Annotated in this window: 27 protein-coding genes, 2 tRNA genes and 1 pseudogene; 9 read left to right on the top strand and 21 right to left on the bottom strand. The window is 70.0% G+C overall.

Annotated features, from left to right (window positions below):
* From ACK4S2_RS13490 to ACK4S2_RS13520, 7 genes and pseudogenes are all read right to left on the bottom strand, one after another.
* Positions 1-338, bottom strand: a pseudogene (locus ACK4S2_RS13490) (hypothetical protein); the annotation flags it as partial.
* Positions 335-766: an ExbD/TolR family protein gene (locus ACK4S2_RS13495; protein WP_409625333.1), complete on the bottom strand. Its 432-nt coding sequence runs from the start codon at positions 764-766 to the stop codon at positions 335-337. The pseudogene ACK4S2_RS13490 and the gene ACK4S2_RS13495, both read right to left, overlap by 4 nt.
* Entirely contained in the window at positions 756-1160 is a 405-nt protein-coding gene (locus ACK4S2_RS13500) for an ExbD/TolR family protein (RefSeq protein ID WP_409625336.1), read from the bottom strand. Before ACK4S2_RS13500 ends, ACK4S2_RS13495 begins: the two co-directional genes overlap by 11 nt.
* A gap of 1 nt (position 1161) precedes the next feature.
* Positions 1162-1848: a MotA/TolQ/ExbB proton channel family protein gene (locus ACK4S2_RS13505; RefSeq protein WP_409625339.1), complete on the bottom strand. Its 687-nt coding sequence runs from the start codon at positions 1846-1848 to the stop codon at positions 1162-1164.
* Between the two features lie 100 nt (positions 1849-1948).
* On the bottom strand, positions 1949-3148 hold the full coding sequence (locus tag ACK4S2_RS13510) for an RSP_2647 family RNA methyltransferase (protein ID WP_409625342.1): 1200 nt from the start codon (positions 3146-3148) through the stop codon (positions 1949-1951).
* Between the two features lie 39 nt (positions 3149-3187).
* Entirely contained in the window at positions 3188-3430 is a 243-nt protein-coding gene (locus ACK4S2_RS13515; RefSeq protein WP_409625345.1) for a hypothetical protein, read from the bottom strand.
* 222 nt (positions 3431-3652) lie between these two features.
* The gene (locus ACK4S2_RS13520; protein ID WP_409625348.1) at positions 3653-3802 is read right to left on the bottom strand and encodes an RSP_7527 family protein; all 150 of its coding nucleotides are present in this window, start codon (positions 3800-3802) and stop codon (positions 3653-3655) included.
* 186 nt (positions 3803-3988) lie between these two features.
* Between ACK4S2_RS13520 and edd the strand changes: the two genes are divergently transcribed.
* Positions 3989-5794: a phosphogluconate dehydratase gene (edd, locus tag ACK4S2_RS13525; RefSeq protein WP_409625351.1), complete on the top strand. Its 1806-nt coding sequence runs from the start codon at positions 3989-3991 to the stop codon at positions 5792-5794.
* Positions 5795-5842: 48 nt separating this feature from the next.
* Here the strand turns inward: edd and ACK4S2_RS13530 are convergent, their stop codons facing one another.
* A complete protein-coding gene (locus ACK4S2_RS13530) occupies positions 5843-6097 on the bottom strand; it encodes a DUF2312 domain-containing protein (protein WP_409625354.1) in 255 nt (84 codons plus the stop codon).
* 181 nt (positions 6098-6278) lie between these two features.
* Between ACK4S2_RS13530 and ACK4S2_RS13535 the strand changes: the two genes are divergently transcribed.
* Positions 6279-6494: a hypothetical protein gene (locus ACK4S2_RS13535; protein ID WP_409625357.1), complete on the top strand. Its 216-nt coding sequence runs from the start codon at positions 6279-6281 to the stop codon at positions 6492-6494.
* 111 nt (positions 6495-6605) lie between these two features.
* On the opposite strand, the gene ACK4S2_RS13540 is transcribed toward ACK4S2_RS13535, so the two are convergent.
* The 3 genes from ACK4S2_RS13540 to ACK4S2_RS13550 all read right to left on the bottom strand — a co-directional run bounded on the left by ACK4S2_RS13540 (position 6606) and on the right by ACK4S2_RS13550 (position 9289).
* The gene (locus tag ACK4S2_RS13540) at positions 6606-8690 is read right to left on the bottom strand and encodes a 3-hydroxyacyl-CoA dehydrogenase NAD-binding domain-containing protein (RefSeq protein ID WP_409625360.1); all 2085 of its coding nucleotides are present in this window, start codon (positions 8688-8690) and stop codon (positions 6606-6608) included.
* Positions 8691-8759: 69 nt separating this feature from the next.
* Entirely contained in the window at positions 8760-8951 is a 192-nt protein-coding gene (locus tag ACK4S2_RS13545; protein WP_409625363.1) for a hypothetical protein, read from the bottom strand.
* 20 nt (positions 8952-8971) lie between these two features.
* Positions 8972-9289, bottom strand: coding sequence for a TraR/DksA family transcriptional regulator (locus ACK4S2_RS13550; RefSeq protein WP_409625366.1), 318 nt, complete (start codon positions 9287-9289; stop codon positions 8972-8974).
* A 177-nt stretch (positions 9290-9466) separates the two neighbouring features.
* Here ACK4S2_RS13550 and ACK4S2_RS13555 point away from each other — a divergent pair, with 177 nt between their 5' ends.
* From ACK4S2_RS13555 to ACK4S2_RS13570, 4 genes are all read left to right on the top strand, one after another.
* A complete protein-coding gene (locus ACK4S2_RS13555; protein WP_409625369.1) occupies positions 9467-10330 on the top strand; it encodes an MBL fold metallo-hydrolase in 864 nt (287 codons plus the stop codon).
* 98 nt (positions 10331-10428) lie between these two features.
* Positions 10429-10863: a YeeE/YedE family protein gene (locus ACK4S2_RS13560; RefSeq protein ID WP_409625372.1), complete on the top strand. Its 435-nt coding sequence runs from the start codon at positions 10429-10431 to the stop codon at positions 10861-10863.
* Position 10864: 1 nt separating this feature from the next.
* Positions 10865-11299 carry a DUF6691 family protein gene (locus tag ACK4S2_RS13565; RefSeq protein ID WP_409625375.1) on the top strand — a complete coding sequence of 145 codons (435 nt, stop codon included), beginning with the start codon at positions 10865-10867 and terminating at the stop codon, positions 11297-11299.
* 12 nt (positions 11300-11311) lie between these two features.
* The gene (locus ACK4S2_RS13570) at positions 11312-11734 is read left to right on the top strand and encodes a TIGR01244 family sulfur transferase (protein WP_409625378.1); all 423 of its coding nucleotides are present in this window, start codon (positions 11312-11314) and stop codon (positions 11732-11734) included.
* Between the two features lie 20 nt (positions 11735-11754).
* On the opposite strand, the gene ACK4S2_RS13575 is transcribed toward ACK4S2_RS13570, so the two are convergent.
* From ACK4S2_RS13575 to ACK4S2_RS13605, 7 genes are all read right to left on the bottom strand, one after another.
* Complete coding sequence (locus ACK4S2_RS13575; protein ID WP_409625381.1) at positions 11755-11964, bottom strand: hypothetical protein; 210 nt, start codon at positions 11962-11964, stop codon at positions 11755-11757.
* Positions 11965-12116: 152 nt separating this feature from the next.
* Positions 12117-12193, bottom strand: a tRNA-Asp gene (locus ACK4S2_RS13580).
* Between the two features lie 128 nt (positions 12194-12321).
* Positions 12322-12398 (bottom strand) — tRNA-Asp (locus ACK4S2_RS13585).
* A 60-nt stretch (positions 12399-12458) separates the two neighbouring features.
* Complete coding sequence (locus tag ACK4S2_RS13590) at positions 12459-13544, bottom strand: ABC transporter ATP-binding protein (RefSeq protein WP_409625384.1); 1086 nt, start codon at positions 13542-13544, stop codon at positions 12459-12461.
* Complete coding sequence (locus tag ACK4S2_RS13595; RefSeq protein WP_409625410.1) at positions 13541-14341, bottom strand: ABC transporter permease; 801 nt, start codon at positions 14339-14341, stop codon at positions 13541-13543. The genes ACK4S2_RS13590 and ACK4S2_RS13595 overlap by 4 nt, the downstream gene beginning before the upstream one ends.
* Before the next feature lie 5 nt (positions 14342-14346).
* On the bottom strand, positions 14347-15234 hold the full coding sequence (locus tag ACK4S2_RS13600) for an ABC transporter permease (RefSeq protein ID WP_409625387.1): 888 nt from the start codon (positions 15232-15234) through the stop codon (positions 14347-14349).
* A gap of 76 nt (positions 15235-15310) precedes the next feature.
* Positions 15311-15571, bottom strand: a complete 261-nt coding sequence (locus ACK4S2_RS13605; RefSeq protein WP_409625390.1) for a hypothetical protein — start codon at positions 15569-15571, stop codon at positions 15311-15313.
* 304 nt (positions 15572-15875) lie between these two features.
* Here ACK4S2_RS13605 and ACK4S2_RS13610 point away from each other — a divergent pair, with 304 nt between their 5' ends.
* The gene (locus ACK4S2_RS13610) at positions 15876-16163 is read left to right on the top strand and encodes a hypothetical protein (RefSeq protein WP_409625394.1); all 288 of its coding nucleotides are present in this window, start codon (positions 15876-15878) and stop codon (positions 16161-16163) included.
* 90 nt (positions 16164-16253) lie between these two features.
* Here ACK4S2_RS13610 and rpsI read toward each other — a convergent pair whose 3' ends face one another.
* The 3 genes from rpsI to ACK4S2_RS13625 all read right to left on the bottom strand — a co-directional run bounded on the left by rpsI (position 16254) and on the right by ACK4S2_RS13625 (position 17779).
* Positions 16254-16739, bottom strand: coding sequence for a 30S ribosomal protein S9 (rpsI, locus tag ACK4S2_RS13615; RefSeq protein ID WP_409625397.1), 486 nt, complete (start codon positions 16737-16739; stop codon positions 16254-16256).
* A gap of 2 nt (positions 16740-16741) precedes the next feature.
* Positions 16742-17206: a 50S ribosomal protein L13 gene (gene rplM / locus ACK4S2_RS13620; protein ID WP_409625400.1), complete on the bottom strand. Its 465-nt coding sequence runs from the start codon at positions 17204-17206 to the stop codon at positions 16742-16744.
* Positions 17207-17377: 171 nt separating this feature from the next.
* Positions 17378-17779, bottom strand: a complete 402-nt coding sequence (locus tag ACK4S2_RS13625) for a hypothetical protein (protein ID WP_409625402.1) — start codon at positions 17777-17779, stop codon at positions 17378-17380.
* Between the two features lie 46 nt (positions 17780-17825).
* Between ACK4S2_RS13625 and hisF the strand changes: the two genes are divergently transcribed.
* A complete protein-coding gene (gene hisF / locus ACK4S2_RS13630) occupies positions 17826-18587 on the top strand; it encodes an imidazole glycerol phosphate synthase subunit HisF (protein WP_409625404.1) in 762 nt (253 codons plus the stop codon).
* A complete protein-coding gene (locus ACK4S2_RS13635; RefSeq protein ID WP_409625407.1) occupies positions 18584-18907 on the top strand; it encodes a phosphoribosyl-ATP diphosphatase in 324 nt (107 codons plus the stop codon). Before hisF ends, ACK4S2_RS13635 begins: the two co-directional genes overlap by 4 nt.
* Positions 18908-19076 lie beyond the last annotated feature (169 nt).

Here is a 19076-nt window from a genome sequence, read left to right on the forward strand (position 1 = left end):
GCGGGCCGCGGCGGCGGCGCGGGGGCCACCGGCACCGCCACCGGCGCCGGCCCGGCCACCGGCGCCGGGTCGGGCCGAGGCAGCACGGCCGACCAGGCCGGCGGCGCCGCCAAGGCCGGCATGGCCGGTGCCGGCGCCGGTGCGGCCAGCTGCGGCGGCCGGTCCCAGGTGGCGACCAGAGCGGCCAGGGCGGCATCGGCAGCGGCGAGGTGCACCAGATCGGCCCCGCCTTCGCCTGCGCCGGTCGCCGCGCGCGGGCCGGGGATCAGCGCAAAGGCCGCCAGATGCGCGGCCAGCGCCAGGGCAAGCGCGCCGCCGGCCTCGGCCCAGGCCTTCACCCGCCCGCTCCGCCGGCGCGCACCACCAGATCGGCGCCGCTAAAGCCCATCGCCGCCAGCTGCGGCAGCAAGGCGGCCAGCCGCTCGGCCGGCATGGCGGCATCGGCGCGCAGGTCCAGCCGGGGCGGGTCGGCGGTGCAATCCTGCGCGGCGCACAGGCCCGCGCGCGCCGCCGCCAGCGCCGCCAGCGCCGCGGGGCCGGTCTCGGCGCCGAAACCCGGGGTGCCACCGGCGTCCAGATGCAGCACCAGCCGCCCCGATGCCACCTCGGCCCCGGTGTTGGCGGCCTCGGGCGGGGCCACGGCAAAGGGCTCGGGCGGGGTCATCTGCGCCGAGATCAGGAAGAACACCAGCAACAGGAAGATCACGTTGATCATCGGCAGCAGCGAGGCTTCGGACCGCCGCCGCGGCGGGTCGTCAAGGCGCATCGGGCCCCCCAGGAACCAGCACAAGACGGGTATGGCCGGCGGCCTGCAGCCGCTCCATCGCCGCCACCAGCACCTGCAGGCTGGCGCCGTCGCGGGCGCGCAGCACGATGGGGTCGTCGGGCCGCTGCACCAGCGGCGCCAGCGCCGCCGCCAGCGCCTCGGGCGCCACCGGCACGCCGTTCAGCGCCAGCCCGCCCGGGCCCACCTCGACCAGCCGCGGCGGCCCCGACCAGACCGGCGCAGGCCCGGCCGCGCCCGGCAAGGCCAGCGGCAGCACCCGGTCCACCCCGAAGCGCGACACCAGCATGAAGAACACCAGCAGCAGGAACACCACGTCGATCATCGGCGTCAGGTTGGCGCGGCGCCGCGGCCGGTCGGGGCCCAGGTCCAGCATGCTATTCGGCCGCCTGCCGCAGCCCGGGCCGTGCGGCGCGCGGGGCGTGGAACACGCGAGTGGCGGCATCTTCCATGTCGTGGCGCAGCCGATCCACCAGCCCGTCGAACCACGCCAGCGCCACCGAGGCGGGAATCGCCACCGCCATGCCGGCCGCGGTGGTCAGCAGCGCCTCCCAGATGCCCCCGGCCAGCATGGCAGGGTCGGCGCGGCTGCCGGCCTGTTGCAAGGCCTGAAAGGCCGCGATCATGCCGGTGACCGTGCCCAGCAGGCCCAGCAGCGGCCCCACCGTGGCGGCGAGTTCCAGCCCGCGCAGGCCGGCGCGCGCCTCGGCCAGCAAGGCCCGGGCGACGCGGGCGGTTTCGGCCTGCGCCGATTCGGCATCCAGCCGCGGATCGGCCGCCGCGCGCATCGCCGCCGCCGCCAGCCGCGCCCGGGCCGAGCGGCGCGGCGCCACCAGCGCCAGCGCCTGCGCCCCCTGCCCTTCGGCCCAGAGATCCAGCGCCCGGGCCGTGTGCCGCCCGCCCGACCACACGCCGAGGCACAGCAGCCGCCAGCACTTCCACAGGATCAGCGCCAGCGTCGCCACCGACAGCGCCGCGATGGCCCACATCGCCGCCCCGCCGAGGGCAACGAACTCCAGCACGCCTGCCAGCGGGCCGGTGCCTGAAACCGTGGTCGCGTCCATCGCTTGCGCGCCTTTCCCCAAGCCGCCCCGGCACGGCGCCGGGGCGCGGTCACAGATGCCACAAAACCCCCGCCGCCGCTACCCGGATCGGCGGCGGTGCTCAGCCATCGAGGCGGAAGGCCAGCACCTTGAGGTAGCCGCTTTCGGCCAGTTGCGGCAGCACCGGGTGATCGGGCCCGGCAAATCCGGTGTAAAGGATCTGCCCGCGCCGCCCGCCGCGCCCGATGCCGCGGGCGCAGGCGTTGCGGAACGCCGCAAGGTCGGCCGCGTGGGAACAGGAACACAAGACCAGATACCCGCCCGGTTCCACCAGCGGCGCGGCCAGGCGCGCCACCCGTTCGTAGGCGCGCAGGCCCGCCTCCAGCGCGGGCTTGGCCGGCGCGAAGGCCGGCGGATCGCAGACCACCAGCCCGAAGCGCGCGCCTTCGGCGCCAAGCGCTTCCAGCACCTCGAAGGCATCGCCTTGCCGGGTGGCAAAGCGGCCCACAACGCCCATTTCCGCCGCCCCGCGCTGCGCCAGCTCCAGCGCCGCGGCCGACCCGTCCACCGCCAGCGCCGAAGCGGCCCCCGCCGCCAGCGCCGCCAGCCCGAAGCCGCCCACATGCGAAAACACGTCCAGCACCGCGGCCCCGCGGGCCAGCCCGGCGGCAAAGGCGTGGTTGGGGCGCTGGTCGTAGAACAGCCCGGTCTTCTGCCCGCCCATCACGTCGGCCATGTAGACCGCGCCGTTCATCGGCACCGGCACCGGGCCGGCCGGGGCGGAGCCATGCACCACCGCCATTTCCTCGGGCAGCCCTTCGAGGCCGCGGGCGCGGCCCGAGCCGTTCTTGACCACGGTGCCGACCCCGGTCACCGCCACCAGCGCCGCCACCAGATCGGGCAGATGCGCCTCGGCCCAGGCGGCATTGGGCTGCACCACCGCCACATCGCCGAAACGGTCGATCACCACGCCGGGCAGCCCGTCGCTTTCGGCATGCACCAGGCGATAGAACGGCGCCGGATAAAGCCGGTCGCGCAAGGCCAGCGCCCGCGCCAGCCGCGCCGCGAACCAGTCGCGCCCGATCTGCGCGGCAGGGTCGCGGTCCAGCATCCGGGCGATGATGCGCGAGCCGGTGTTGACGGTGACAAGGCCCAGCGGCCGGCGCTCGGCATCCTCCAGCACGGCCAGCGCGCCGGGGGCCAGCGCTTGCGTGCGCCGGTCGGTGACCAGCTCGTCGGAATAGACCCAGGGAAAGCCGTGGCGCAAGGCGCGGGCCTCGGCCTTGGGGCGCAGGCGGACGGTGGGGTATGCGTGTTCCATGCCGCCGGCTTAGCGGTTTGGCGCCGGCGGCAAAAGGGGTCAGTTGCCGTAGCTGGCCAGAACCTGCATGGCGCGCGGGGTGAATTCCAGCGTTTCGCCGGGGGCGAGCATGTCCTTCATCGCCACGACGGCCAGCGATTGCGCCGGTTCGCGCAGGTCGCGCGTGGCAGAGATGGCAATGGGAAAGGTGCCGCTATCCAGGCGGCTGGTGGTTTCGGGCGCCTTGCACGCGCCCAGAACAAACGCGCCCGCAAGGGCTGCGAAAACCTGCAACGACTTCATGTCACATCTTTCCGGGGTCTGACGCCCCATTCTGCTCGATGCCTGCAAAAGTATCAGAGTTCCGCCCCTCTGAGAAGCCCCCGCCGTGCAACTTCGGCAAGGATGTGGCGCGATTGTGCAGCCGGTGTCAGAGGTTGCAGGACTCCGGCCCCAGATGCGCCGCAGCAAAAGGGCCCCGTCGCCCGCGGCGACAGGGCCCGTTTCGGCCGAAGGGCTGCGGTCTCAGGCGGTGCGCGCCGCGCTGCGGCGGCCGAACAGCCGGCCGAGCCAGGCGCCGAAGGCGACCGACAGACGGCGGATTTCGCGGGCGCGCGCGATGCGGGCCTGATGTTCGATGGCCAGAATGTCGATGGCCGGTTCGGAATGGGTCATGGTGCGAGCTCCTGTTCACAGATCTCCCTGCCCGCCTATCTGGGGCGGATGCTGCAAATGCACAATGGCGCCGCAGTGCAGAACCGGCATTCGCTGCGCGCATGGCTGCGCGAGACTTGCGTTGTTAGCGCTATCATACTAGAGGAACCTCGCCAGCCTTGCCACCCTTGGCGACAGGAGGATGCCATGCCGCTTGATTCCCGCATTGCCGCCGTGACCGACCGCATCCGCGCCCGCTCGGCCGACAGCCGCGCCGCCTATCTCGACCGGCTGGCCCGCGCCGCCGACCAGGGGCCGGCGCGCGCGCATCTGTCGTGCTCGAACGCGGCGCATGTCTATGCCGCGACCGGGCCCGACAAGCAGGCCCTGGTCACGGGGCGCGCCCCGCACCTCGGGATCGTCACCGCCTACAACGACATGCTGTCGGCGCACCAGCCCTACGAGGATTACCCTGCCCGCATCCGCGCGGCCGCCCGCGCCGCCGGGATCACCGCGCAGGTTGCCGGCGGCGTGCCCGCCATGTGCGACGGGGTGACGCAGGGCCAACCGGGGATGGAACTGTCGCTGTTTTCCCGCGATGTGATCGCGCTGTCGGCCGGCGTGGCGATGAGCCACAACTGCTTCGACGCCGCGCTGTGGCTGGGGGTCTGCGACAAGATCGTGCCGGGGCTGGTGATCGCCGCCGCCACCTTCGGCCATGTGCCGGCGATCTTCGTGCCGGCAGGCCCGATGACCAGCGGCATTCCGAACGACGAAAAGGCCAGGGTGCGCCAGCGTTTCGCCACCGGCCAGGCCAGCCGCGAGGACCTGATGGCGGCCGAGATGGCCAGCTATCACGGGCCGGGCACCTGCACCTTTTACGGCACCGCCAACACCAACCAGATGCTGATGGAGTTCATGGGCCTGCACCTGCCGGGGGCGGCCTTCGTCAACCCCGGCACGCCGCTGCGCGAGGCGCTGACCGAGGCGGCGGTGGTGCGGGCCGGCGCCATCACCGCGCTGGGCAACGACTGGCGCCCGGCGGGGCAGATCCTCGACGAACGCGCCTTCGTCAACGGCATCGTCGGGCTGATGGCCACGGGCGGCAGCACCAACCTGGTGCTGCACCTGCCCGCAATGGCGCAGGCGGCCGGCATCCGGCTGGATCTGCAGGATTTCGCCGACATCTCGGCCGCCGTGCCGCTGATGGCGCGGGTCTATCCCAACGGGTTGGCGGACGTGAACCATTTCCACGCCGCGGGCGGCATCGCCTATCTGATCGGCGAATTGCTGGAGGCCGGGCTGCTGCACCCCGATGTCAAGACCGTGGCGGGCGACGGGCTGCACCTTTATGCGCAGGAACCGAAGCTGGAAGGCGGCCGGCTGGTCTGGGGCGAAGGGCCGAAGTCCAGCCTGAACGACCGCATCCTGCGGCCCCATGCCGACCCCTTCGCCGCCACCGGCGGCCTGGCGCAGGTGCAAGGCAACCTCGGGCGCGGGGTCGTCAAGGTTTCGGCCGTGCCCGCCGACCGCCACGTGATCGAGGCGCCGGCGCGGGTGTTCCACGACCAGGCGGCGGTCAAGGCGGCGTTCCAGCGCGGCGAATTCACCGGCGATGTGGTGGTGGTGGTGCGCTTTCAGGGGCCGCGGGCGAACGGCATGCCGGAACTGCATGCGCTGACCCCGGTGCTGTCGGTGCTGCAGGACCGCGGGCACCGGGTGGCGCTGGTCACCGACGGGCGCATGTCGGGCGCCAGCGGCAAGGTGCCGGCCGCCATCCACGTCAGCCCCGAGGCAGCGATGGGCGGCCCGCTGGCGCGGGTGCAGGACGGCGACCTGATCCGGCTCGATGCGGCCGCGGGCACGCTGGAGGTGCTGACCCCCGGCTTTGCCGAGCGCGCGCCGGTGGTGGCCGACCTGACGGCCAACGGCTTCGGCGTGGGGCGCGAGCTGTTCGCGCGCCTGCGCGCCGGTGCCGGGGCGGCGACCGAAGGCGCCTCGATCCTGTTCTAGCGCGCGGCGCCGGCGCCATGCCCCGGGGGCGGCGCCGGCGATGCCGGCTCAGCTCATGCCGAGCGCGGCCTTGTACATTTCCAGCACGGCCTCTTCCTCGGCGATGTCGTCGGGCTTGCGCTTGCGCAGGGCGATGACCTTTTTCATCACTTTGGTGTCGTAGCCGCGCCCTTTCGCCTCGGCCATCAGTTCCTTCTGCTGCTCGGTCACGTCCTTCTTTTCTGCTTCGAGCTGCTCGTAGCGTTCGATGAACTGGCGCAGTTCGTCGGCGGTGACGGCATAGGCATCGGTCGGGGTGGTCATGGCGGCCTCTTGTCTGCTCGGGTGGGTCTTCCCTAGCGCCCGGGGCGGCGGCGTTCAAGACGGCTTGCCCGGCCGCCGGCGCAAGGATAGGAGGCGGGCCGAAGGAAGGGGGCTCTGCCCCCGTCCGGCCCCGCAGGGCCGGACTCCCCCGGGATATTTGGGTCAAGGTGAAAGGCACGCGATGCAGGCGCTGGTGTGGGCGGGGGTGGCGATGACGCTGGCCGGGTTGGCCGGGATCGTGTGGTGCATCCTGGCGGTGCGGCGGGCGCGCGGCGCCGGGCTGGACGAGGCGGCGCTGCGGGCCGTGCTGCAACGGGTGGTGGCGGTAAACCTCGGGGCCTTCGGGCTTTCGGCGCTGGGCCTTGGCGCCGTGGCCGCGGGGCTTATCCTGGGCTGAGCGCAGGCGCAGGGCGCGCCCGCCGCCGCGGGGCCCCCGCGGCGGCGCGGCCCAAAGCCCGCAGGCGGCGCGGCCCCGCGCCGCCGGAGGGGTGCGGGAGGGCCCCCGGCTTCAGTCGTTCAGGTCGGCAAAGCGGGTGCCGTTGCGCACCATCGCATCGAGGTTCGGCGCCGGAACCCAGAAGCCCGGCGCCTGGGGGGCGAAACGTTCCACCGCCTGTTTCAGCTGCAGCACGCCGAAACGGTCGGCCCAGTGCATCGGCCCGCCTTCCCAGCGCGGAAAGCCGTAGCCGAACAGCTTGACCACATCGATGTCCGAAGGGCGCAGCGCGATGCCTTCGGCGAGGATCCTGGCGCCTTCGTTCGCCATGGCGACCAGCAGGCGGGTGCGGATCTCGTCGTCGGAGAAGTCTTGCGCGACGATGCCCCTGGCCGCGCGTTCGGCGGCGACGATCGCCGTCACCTCGGGGTCTTCCACCGGCTTGCGCCCGTCATAGGCATACCAGCCCTTGCCGGTGGACTGGCCGAACCGCCCCGCCTCGCACAGCCGGTCGGCGATGGCGACATAGCGCAAGGCCGGGTCGCGGGTGGCCGCCAGCCGCTTGCGCCGCGCCCAGGCGATTTGCAGGCCGGCCATGTCCGACACCTCGAAAGGCCCCAGCGGCATGCCGAAGCCGCGCATCGCGCGGTCGACCCGGGCGATGGGGGCGCCGTCCTCGACCAGGTATTCCGCCGCCTGGCGATAGGCCGACAGGATCCGGTTGCCGATGAACCCGTCGCACACGCCCGAGCGCACCGCGACCTTGCCAAGGCGTTTGGCCAGCGCCAGCCCCGTGGCCACCGCATCGGGGGCGGTCTGCGCGCCGACCACGATTTCCAGCAGCTTCATCACATGCGCCGGCGAAAAGAAGTGCAGCCCCACCACATCGGCCGGGCGCCCCGTCACCGCCGCCAGGGCGTTCACATCGAGATACGAGGTGTTGGTGGCCAGCACCGCGCCGGGTTTCAGCACCGCGTCGAGGTTGCGCAGCACCTCGGTCTTGACGTCGAAATCCTCGAACACCGCCTCGATGGCCAGGTCGCAGGCGGCCATGCCCGCCGCCTCGGTCGTGCCCGACAGCCGGTCCCAGGCGGCATCGCGCTGCGTCTCGGTCATGCGGCCCTTGTCCACCGCGCCTTGCTGCAGCTTGGCCACCCGTTCCAGCCCGCGCGCGAGCGACTCGCGGTCGCGCTCCATCAGGGTCACCCGGAGCCCGGCGCCGAGGCAGGCATGGGCGATGCCCGCCCCCATCAGCCCGCCCCCCACCACGCCGACATGATCCAGCGCGCGGGGCCGCACGGCCGCCTCGGGCATCTTTGCGGCGCGGCGTTCGGCGAAAAAGGCGTGGCGCAGGCCCGCCGCCTCGGGCGAGGCGACCAGTTCGGCGAAGGCCGCGCGCTCAAAGGCCAGCCCCTGGTCGAAGGGCAGCAGCAACGCCGCCTCGACGCAATCCACGATGCGGCGCGGCCCGGGCAGCCGCGCGTTGGCCTGCGCCGCCCGCGCAGCCGCAATGGCCGCCTCGAAGGCCACGGGGTCGCGCATGCCGTCGCGCCGGTCGCGCACCGGGCGCGGGGCGGCGCCCGTGTCCGCCAGCCGCTGCGCCAGCGCCAGCGCCGCCGCCGGCAGGTCGGTTTCCACCACCTCGTCCAGCAGGCCCATCGCCAGCGCCTGCACCGCCCCCACGGGCTGGCCGGAAATCATCAGGTCCAGCGCCGCTGCCGCCCCGATCAGCCGCGGCGTGCGCTGCGTGCCCCCGGCCCCCGGCAGGATGCCGAGCGACACCTCGGGCAGGCCGACCCGGGCCGAGGCCAGCGCGATGCGCCAATGCGCGGCCAGCGCGAGCTCCAGCCCGCCGCCAAGCGCGGTGCCGTGCAAGGCGGCGACCACCGGCCTGGGGCTGGCCTCGATGCGGTTGCACAGGTCGGGCAGCCAGGGGTCGGCCGGCGGCTTGCCGAATTCGGAAATGTCGGCCCCGGCCGGAAAGGTCCGCCCTTCGGCCCGGATCACGATCGCACCGACGCCCGGGTCGGCCAGCGCCCGATCCAGCCCGGCCGCAAGGCCCTGCCGCACCGCCGCCCCCAGCGCGTTCACCGGGGGGCTGTCGATCACCAGGATGGCCACGTTGCCATCGCGTTCCAGACGCACCGCTTCCGTCATGCCCGAACCTCCTGTTGCCTGTGCCGCATTAGCACGGTGCGGGGGCCGGGATGCAAGCCTTGGCGCGCCTCAGACCGGCAGGTTGTCGAACATCGCCTCGGCGGCTTCGTCCGCGCGGTCGGGCTCGCCCGAGGCCGGCAGGATGCGCGACAGCGCCTCCAGTTCGGCCAGCAGGGCGGCAAGGGCAGGGTCGCCTTCGGGCAGGCGGGCGGCGCGGCGGGAAAGTTCGGCCATGCGGTCGTTCACCTCGTCATGGGTCATCGGGGCTCCTTTCGCGGGGGTCAGCGGGCGCAGCTGCGGCAGAACGGCGTCTGCGGCAGCAGGTTCAGCCGGTCCTCGCCGATCTCGGCGCCGCATCGGGTGCAATAGCCGTAGTCGCCGGAGTCGATCCGCTGCAAGGCGGCTTCGATCTGGCGGATTTCCTGCTGGCCCGACAGGCCCATGCCTTCGAGCACCTCGTCGGCCTCGCGCTCGGTGGCGAGGTCGTCCCAATCCGGGTTGTGGTGGGAATCGAGCTCGGTCTCGATCTGCGCCAGACGGGTCTGAAGATCGTGCAGGCGGGTCAGCAGCTGGGCCTTGCGGTCGGCGATGGGGGTCATCGGGGGTCTCCTGTTGCGCAAGCTACCCTGCCCTGCCCGCGCCTTCCGGGCCTTGATGCAGGTCAAACCGGGGATTGCGGATTTTTCATATTCAATTCTTGAAATGTGTTTCGGTCCGGTCCATATAGCCTTCAACGCCAGACGGCGGAGCCGACAGCGAACCCCAGCGAGGAACACATGACACCCAAGGTCCACTCCTTCTTCGACGAAGCCACCAACACCATCACCTATGTGGTGCAGGAGCCCGAAGGCAGCGCCTGCGCGATCATCGATTCGGTTCTGGACTTCGACTATGCCTCGGGGCGCACCGACACGCGCTCGGCCGATGCGGTGATCGACTTCGTGAACCGCGAAGGCCTCAAGGTCGAATGGATTCTGGAAACCCACGTCCACGCCGACCACCTGTCGGCCGCGCCCTATCTGCAGGAACGCGTCGGCGGCAAGATCGGCATCGGCGAAAAGATCACCGTGGTGCAGGAAACCTTCGGCAAGGTCTTCAACGAAGGCACCCGGTTCCAGCGCGACGGGTCGCAGTTCGACCGGCTGTTCGTGCAAGGCGACAGCTTCATGATCGGCCAGATGCGCGGCGACGTGCTGCACACCCCCGGCCACACGCCGGCCTGCCTGACCTATGTGATCGGCGATGCGGCCTTTGTCGGCGACACGCTGTTCATGCCCGATTTCGGCACGGCGCGTTGCGACTTCCCCGGCGGTTCGGCCGAAACCATGTGGGATTCGGTGCAGAAGATCCTGTCGCTGCCCGAGGAAACCCGCATCTTCGTCGGCCACGACTACAAGGCCGAGGGCCGCGACCACTACGCCTGGGAAACCACCGTGGGCGAACAGAAGCGCCTGAACAAGCACGTGGGGATGGGCAAATCGCGCGAGGATTTCATCCGCATGCGCACGGAACGCGATGCCAAGCTGGCCATGCCCAGGCTGATCGTGCCGTCGCTGCAGGTCAACATGCGCGCCGGCCAGATGCCCGAACCCGAAGACAACGGCATCAGCTACCTCAAGGTGCCGGTGAACGGGCTCTGATCGCCCGGGCGGCCGGGCGCGCGACCCGGCCTTTCACCCGACAGGAACGCAGGGCGCAGCGGCGCTCTGCCAGCTTTTGAAAAACAGGACGAAACGACATGCTAATCAATCCTACCGACTGGCTCTGGGGCCTGATCGGCGGCCTGATGATCGGCAGCGCCGCGGCGCTTTACCTGCTGGTCAACGGGCGCATCATGGGCGCCTCGGGCATTCTGGGCGGGCTGGTGGACCGTTCGGGCTGGGCCACCTGGTCCGAACGGCTGTCCTTCATCGCCGGGCTCGTGCTGGTGCCGGCGGTGCTGATGCCGCTGGCCGTGCCGCGCGAGACGCATATCACCTCGAACCTCGGGGTGGTTGTGGTGGCGGGGCTGCTCGTGGGCATCGGCACGCGGCTGGCCAATGGCTGCACCTCGGGGCACGGGGTCTGCGGCATTTCGCGGTTCTCGCTGCGCGGGATCGTGGCGACCGTGTTCTATCTGCTGGCGGGCGGCATCGTGATGGTGGCGGCGCGGCACTGGCTGGGGATCATCTGAGATGAAGCGCAATCTGTTTGCCGCCCTGGCGGGCGGGCTGTTCGGGGCCGGGCTGCTGGTTTCGGGCATGGTGGATACGACCAAGGTGCAAGGCTGGCTGGACGTGTTCGGCGTGTGGGATCCGACGCTGGCCTTCGTGCTGGGCGGGGCGATCCTGCCGATGATGATTGCCTGGCAAATCGCCAGCCGTCGCCGCCTGTCGGTGCTGGGCACCGCCTTGCCCGAAAAGCCCGATCCGCGGCTGGGGCACAACCTGGTGCTGGGGTCGGTGCTGTTCGGCGCGGGCTGGGGCCTCGCCGGGCTCTGCCCGGGGCCGGCGATGGCCTCGCTGTCGTTCGGCGGCATCGGGGGGGTTGTCTTCCTGGCTGCCATGGTGGCAGGAATGCTGGCCGCCCCCGCCGTGCGCCAGCGGGTCGACCGGCTGGCCGCTGCCTGAGGAGACATCACGATGGACATTCGTCAGATCACCCCCGACTATGCGGTCAGCCCGCAGATCGACCCGGCCGACCTGCCGGCCATCAAGGCTGCCGGCTTTACCCGGGTCGTCAACAACCGGCCCGACGGCGAAATCCCCCCCAGCCACCAGTCCGCGGCGATGAAGGCCGCGGCCGAGGCTGCGGGCCTCGACTATGTCGAGAACCCGGTGGTCGGCGGGGCGATCACGCCGGACAACGTGACCGCCCAGGGCGCGGCGCTGCAAGGCGCCAGGGTGCTGGCCTATTGCGCCTCGGGCAACCGTTCGTCGATCGTCTGGGCGCTGAGCCAGGCCGGCAAGCGCCCCACCGACGAGCTGATCGCCTTGCCCGCGCGGCATGGCTACAACATGGAAATCTGGCGCGACCAGATCGAGGCCCTGGCCGCCCGCGCCTGACCCGACCAGGCCCCCGCCTTTCAGACGCCGCCCCCTGCCCGGGGGGCGGCGTTCGGCTTTGCGGGCAACCGTCGGATCGGCCAGCCCGGCCGCGGCCCGGCCCCGGCCTCGGCATGGGCCAGGCGCGCGCTGAGCACCGCGGCCCGGTCGGTCAGGTCGCGCAATTCGGCCAGCAGCGGCGCAAGGTCGGCCGCAGGCAAAGGCGAAGCGGAAGCATGAGGTGTGGTCAAAGGAATCTCCTTCGGCAGCGTGGTGACCCAGCCTTGCGCAAAAAGGTTAAGCCTTTGCCAATGCCGCCGCCCCGCCCGCTCGACCGCAGATGCCAGCAGGCCGCCACGGCCGCCATGCCACGAAAGCCATCAGATCGAACATAGGGGGGAAATGGCGCGGTTGACGGGGCTCGAACCCGCGACCCCCGGCGTGACAGGCCGGTACTCTAACCGACTGAGCTACAACCGCGCGTGGGTTGCTGGATACCGAAGGCCCCCGAGGGCGTCAAGCCGAAAAATCGCAACGAATGCAAGAAGTTGCAGCGCGCAAGCCCTGCAAAGCCAAAGGCCCCCGCTTGCGCGGAGGCCCTGGAAAGCTGGCGCGGTTGACGGGGCTCGAACCCGCGACCCCCGGCGTGACAGGCCGGTACTCTAACCGACTGAGCTACAACCGCGCGCTTGGGGGCTGACTACCGGATGCGCCGGGGGGCGTCAAGCCGGAAAACAGCAGTTCCCTAGCGGAACAACACCAGCGCCCCCGGCGCCCAGGCCACCCGCGTGCGCATCCCGCGGTCCAGCACCGGACGGCCGAAGACGTTGCGCATCGACAGCCGCACCGGCGCCGCCACGCCATCGAGCTTGACGTCGTAATAGGTCATGTCGCCGTAATAGACGACCTCCTCGATGGTGCCGGGGCTTTCGCGGTCGCTCGCCTGCTGGCCTTCGTAAAGGATGGTCAGCGTCTCGGGGCGGAAGCCCACGGCGACATCGCCGGTGGCCTTGCCCGGCGCCTGGCGCGCGGCGATGTGGCAGGCGCCAAGGCCCGCCACCTCCACATCGAATCCGTCCGGGGTCTGGGCCGCGACGCGCGCCGGCAGGAAGTTCATCGTGCCGATGAAATCGGCCACCTGGCGCGACCTGGGCAGGCGATACAGCGTCTCGGGGTCGTCCAGCTGGGCGATCTGGCCTTCGAACATCACCGCGATGCGGTCCGACATCACCAGCGCCTCCTCCTGATCGTGGGTGACCAGGATGAAGGTGATGCCGACCTGGCGTTGCAGGCGGATCAGCTCTACCTGCATCTGCTCGCGCATCTTCTTGTCCAAGGCACTCAGCGGCTCGTCCAGCAGCAGCACCTTGGGCTTCAGGATCAGCGCCCGCGCCAGCGCCACGCGCTGCCGCTGCCCGCCCGAAAGCGCATGCGCCGCCCGCTTGCCATAGCCCTTCAGGCCCACCATCTCCAGGTGCTCCTGCACGGCGCGGTCCTTTTCGGCCTTGCTGCGCGGGTCGCGGCGCAGGCCGAAGCCCACGTTCTGCTCGACCGTCAGATGCGGGAAAATGGCATAGCTCTGGAACACCATGTTGGTCGGGCGCACGTTGGCCGGCACCCCGTCCATGTCCTTGCCGTCGATCTTCAGCAGCCCCGAGGACGGCTCCTCGAAGCCGGCGATGGTGCGCAGCAGCGTGGTCTTGCCGCAGCCCGACGGCCCCAGCAGCGAAAAGAACTCGCCTTCGCCGATCGTGGTCGTGATGCCGCGCAAGGCGTGGTAATCGCCATAGTATTTCTGGACGTTTTCAAGCTCGATGATCGGCTTTTTCACAGGAAGCCTCCGGTATCCTTCCCGCCCGATTTCGCAATGCCGCGACGGCGGAAATATTCTGCAATGGCCAGCAGCGTGATCGACAACAGCACCAGCAGCGTGCCAAGCGCCATGATCGCGGGCACCGCCGCCGGAAAGCGGAACTGCGAGAAGATGTAGACCGGCAGCGTCGGTTCCGTGCCCGCCAGGAAAAAGGCGATGATGAATTCGTCCAGCGAAATGGTGAACGAAATCAGCAGCGACGACACGATCCCCGGCGCTACCAGCGGCAGGATGATGAGCCGGAAGGTGGACATCCGCGATTCGCCCAGGTCGTAGGCCGCTTCTTCCAGCGAACGGTCCAGCGACTGGAAGGCCGAATTGAGGATGGCGATGGCATAGGGCGTGCAGATCAGCACATGGCCGAGGATCACCGTCCAGATCCCCAGGCTGAGCCCCAGCCCCAGCAGCACGCCCAAAAGCGACACCGCCACGATGATCTCGGGCAACACCAGCGGCAGCATGATGAGGCCCACGATGCCGCCCTTGCCGGGAAAGTTGTAGCGCGTCGCCGCCCGTGCCGCGAAAATGCCCAGGCAGGTCGAAAGCACCGCCGCGCTGACCGCGATGATGAGCGAGTTCTTCACCGCCAGCGCCAGCGTCGGGTTGCCGAACATCTGCGCGAACCACCTGGTGGTAAACCCGTTCAGCGGAAAGGCGATGATCGTGCCGTCGTTGAAGGCAAAGATCGGCAACAGCAGGATCGGCGCATAAAGGAAGACCAGGTATCCCAGCGCATAGACCTTGAACCAGCGCATCGCCTTCATCGCCGCACCCTCAGGAAGCGGCGATTGAGCAGAAGGAAGCCCATGCTGATCGCCGTGACCATCAGCATGGCCGAAACCGCGATGGCCGACCCGGCGGGGTAGTTGTCCAGCCGCAGGTATTGCAGGTGGATGATGTTGGCCACCATGCGCCCTTCGGGCCCGCCCACCAGTTGCGGCGTCACGTAATCGCCGATGGTGGGGATGAACACGATCAGCACCGCCGCCACCACCCCCGGCATCGCCAGCGGCAGCGTGACGCGCCAGAAGGTCATCAACCCGCTTTCGCCCAGATCCTGCCCGGCCTCCAGCAGGCTTCGGTCGATCTTTTCCAGCGCCACGAAGATCGGCAGGATGGCAAACGGCGCATAGGCATGCGCGAGCGTTATGACGACGGCATTGACGTTGTAGAGGATGAAGGTCAGCGGCTCGTCGATGATCCCAAGCCCCATCAGCCCGCTGTTGAGCACGCCGTTATACCCCAGGATCACCTTCCACAGGAACACCCGGATCAGGTAGCTGGTCCAGAACGGAATGGTAATCAGGAACAGCCACAGGCTTTTCCGTTCCGGGCGCACGTGAAAGCTGACGAAATAGGCCACCGGAAAGGCCAGCAGCACCGTCGCCGCCGTCACCATCATCGACACGGCCAGCGACCGCAGCATCACCGTGCGCACCAGCGGGTCCGACCAGGCATCGCGGTAATTCTGCAGGGTGAATTCCCAGATGATGGTCAGATAGCCATCGGTCAGAAAGCTGTAGAGGAACAGCAGCCCCAGCGGCGCGGCCAGCAGCAGCACCGCATAGATCGCCGGCGGAGACACCAGCGCATACCCGTTGGCTGCCTCCGACCGGCCCAGCCGGTGCAGCATTCCCCTTGTCGCCATCACGCCCCCTGTCGGACCTGTCGTCTTTGCTGCAACCTTGCACAGGGCCGGCGCGATGAAAAGAGGCCGCGACCTCTCAGCGTGCCACCACCTCGACCGCAATGGCCCTTGCCCGCAGTTCCGCCAGCAATGCCGGGAAAACCCGCGGCTGGTCGATGGCATGCGACAGCACCGCGGCCACCGCGGTTTCGTCATGCGCGTCGTCGGTCAGGCGCAACACGGTGCGGCGGTGTTCGCCGGCGTCATAGACGATTTCGGTGCGCCCGCGCGGCCCGCGCCGCAAACCCAGAAAGTCGGGGCGCCCTGCGGCGCCGTGAAAGGAACGGGACAATGCCATCTGTCGTGGCCCTTTGTGACTGCTCTGCCACAATCTTGGCACCGCCCGGACTCGGGTCAAGCGGATTTTCGCCGATGGCGCCCGCAAACCGGCCCGTTTGCGCCGATTGTTGCAGGAACGACTCGTTTTTTCCCGGAACACCGGCCGCAGCCGACGATTTGCAACCTGCAATTCCCCGGAATGCGACCATGATTGCGCGCCACCGCATCGGCGGCCTGCGGACAATTCCCGCAAGACCGGCTTGACAACGGCGCATCCTGTGCAGACGGAACATGTTACCCATGCAAACCCACGGGAAATGCCGATGACCGCAACCGAAGAAGAACTCGAAGCGCAATTGCGCGAAATCCAGGCGCGGCTCGAAGCCGTGCGCGCCGCCAACCGCGAAGCCGTGCTGGCCGATGTCAAGGCCAAGATCCGCAAATACGCCATCACGCGCAGCGAACTCGCCTCGGTCCTGCCGGCCGCGCCGCGCGCATCTGCCGCTGCGCCGATCCTCAATGCCGACGGCACCCCGCGCAAGAAACGCGGCCGCAAATCCAAGGCCGAGATCGAGGCGATGAAGGCCGCCGCCGCCGGCCAACCCGGCTGACGCCTGCCCCGGCCAAACGCGGCGCGCATCAAGGAAAAAAGCCCCGGACGCATCCGGGGCTTTTCCACAAGAACCGTCTCCGGCGCGCAATCAGCGCTTGGAGAACTGGAACGACCGGCGCGCCTTGCGCTTGCCGTATTTCTTGCGTTCCACCACCCGGCTGTCGCGGGTGAGGAAGCCCGCGGCCTTCAGCGCACCGCGCAAGCTGGGTTCGTAAAGCTGCAGCGCCTTGGAAATGCCGTGCTTGACCGCGCCGGCCTGGCCCGACAGACCGCCGCCCTTGACGGTGGCCACCACGTCGAACTGGCCTTCGACATTGGCCACCTGGAACGGCTGCTTCAGAATCATCTGCAGCACCGGGCGCGCGAAATAGACGCCCATTTCCTTGCCGTTGACGGTGACCTTGCCCTTGCCGGGCTTCACCCAGACGCGGGCGACGGCATCCTTGCGCTTGCCGGTGGCATAGCTGCGGCCGAGCGCGTCGCGCACGGGCTCGCGCGGGGCTTCTTCCGGGGCGGCGGCCGGGGTGCCGGCCACGGCGGCCTTCAGGTCGTCGAGCGATTTGATGTCCGACATGATCAGGCGCTCCGGGTGTTCTTCGGGTTCAGGGCTTTGATGTCCAGCACTTCGGGCTGCTGGGCTTCGTGCGGGTGCGCGGCACCGGCATAGACGCGCAGGTTGGTCATCTGCTGGCGACCCAGACGGTTGCGCGAGATCATGCGCTCCACCGCCTTGATGACCACGCGCTCGGGATGCGCGCCTTCCAGCACCTGGCGCGCGGTGCGACTCTTGATGCCGCCCGGATAGCCGGTGTGCCAGTAATACACCTTGTCGTCGCGCTTGGTGCCGGTCATCTGCACCTTGTCGGCGTTGATGACGATCACGTTGTCGCCCATGTCCATGTGCGGGGTGAAGGTCGGCTTGTGCTTGCCACGCAGGATTTTCGCGACGATCGTGGCAAGGCGGCCCAGAACGACGCCCTCGGCGTCGATCAGGATCCACTTCTTCTCGATGTCCGCAGGCGTTGCGGTGAAGGTTTTCATGGGTCTTCCTGTGCTTGCATCGGGGGGCAGGCCCCCGGTCGGAAAGGATGCGCCCGTATGGCGCAAGCCCCGCAGCGCGTCAAGCGCCTGAACAGCAATTCTATCGTTCAGAATCAATGGCTTGCAAAATGCGGTATCATGTTACCGCATCACCGCGCGGAATCCTGCCGCCTACCCCCCCGCCAGCGCCCGCCACAAGGGCGCCTGCGGCCCCTGCGCCAGCCCCGCCGCCACGTCCTCGGGCACCCCGCGCGAGATCATGCGCCGATAGGCCCGTGCCGCCGCCGGCCCGGCCGCCGCCACCACCGGCGGCAAGGCGGCGGCATTGGCCACCCGCAGCGCCGCCGACTGCGCCGCCAGCGGCATCGCATCGCGCCGGCCTTCGTGCCCCGGACAGCCGACCAGAATGTCGGGCGGCGCCTGCCCCAGCCGCGCCGCGGTCGCCGCATGGGCGGCTTCCAGCAGCCGGCATTCCGCCGCCAGCCGGCCTTCCCGGTTCCCCGCGCCCGGCGGCGGCACCGCCACCGGCGCGGCGCAGCCTGCCAGCACCACCACCCATCCCAATGCGCGCATGCCGGCCTCCCTTGCCCTTTGCCCCTGCATGGCCCTATATCGCCCCATGCTCAAGACCCGCATCATTCCCTGCCTCGATGTCGCCGATGGCCGCGTGGTCAAGGGCGTCAACTTCGTCAACCTGATCGACGCCGGCGACCCGGTGGAGGCGGCGCGCGCCTACGATGCCGCAGGCGCGGACGAGCTGTGCTTTCTCGACATCCACGCCACGCACGAAAACCGCGGCACGATGTTCGACCTCGTCACCCGCACCGCCGAACAGTGCTTCATGCCGCTGACCGTGGGCGGCGGGGTGCGCACGCACCACGATGTGCGCGCCCTGCTGCTCGCCGGCGCCGACAAGGTCAGCTTCAACTCCGCCGCCGTCGCCAACCCCGATGTCGTGGCCGAGGCCGCCGACCGCTTCGGCAGCCAATGCATCGTCGTGGCGATCGACGCGAAAACCGTGGCCCCCGGCCGGTGGGAAATCTTCACCCACGGCGGGCGCAAGCCCACCGGAATCGACGCGGTGGCCTTTGCCCGCACCGTCGCCGCCAAAGGCGCGGGCGAAATCCTGCTGACCTCGATGGACCGCGACGGCACCAAGGGCGGCTACAACCTGCCGCTCACCCGCGCCATCGCCGATGCGGTCGACATCCCGGTGATCGCCAGCGGCGGGGTCGGCACGCTCGACCACCTGGTCGAAGGCGTGACCGAAGGCCACGCCAGCGCCGTGCTGGCCGCCAGCATCTTCCACTTCGGCACCTTCACGATTCCCCAGGCCAAGGCCCACATGGCCGCCGCCGGCATTCCGGTGCGCCTGACATGACCCATACGCTCGACCGCCTCGCCGCCACCATCGCTGCGCGGAAAGCGGCAAGCCCCGACAGCAGCTGGACCGCCAAGCTTCTGGCCCGCGGCCCGGAAAAATGCGCCGAGAAATTCGGCGAGGAAGCGGTGGAGGCGATCATCGAGGCCGTCAAGGGCGACCCCGCCAGGCTCGCCGCCGAGGCCGCCGACGTGCTCTACCACCTGCTGGTGATGCTCGCCGCCCGTGATGTGCCCCTCTCGGATGTGCTTGCCATCCTCGACGCCCGCGACGGCACCTCCGGGCTTGCCGAAAAGGCCGCCCGCCCCGCTTCACCTTGAAGCAAATATCCTCCGGGGCCGCCGATCGGTTCGCCATCGGTCCGAGAACCGATCGGAGGCCCGGAGGGGTGGAAAACCCCTCCGGCGGGGCGCGGGGCAGGCCCCGCGGCGCGGCAGGGGGCTCGATGCCCCCGCACCGCGCCCCCCTGCCCCGGCACCGCGCCCGCTA

This window comes from Gemmobacter sp., assembly GCF_046292685.1.
Taxonomy (GTDB): domain Bacteria; phylum Pseudomonadota; class Alphaproteobacteria; order Rhodobacterales; family Rhodobacteraceae; genus Wagnerdoeblera.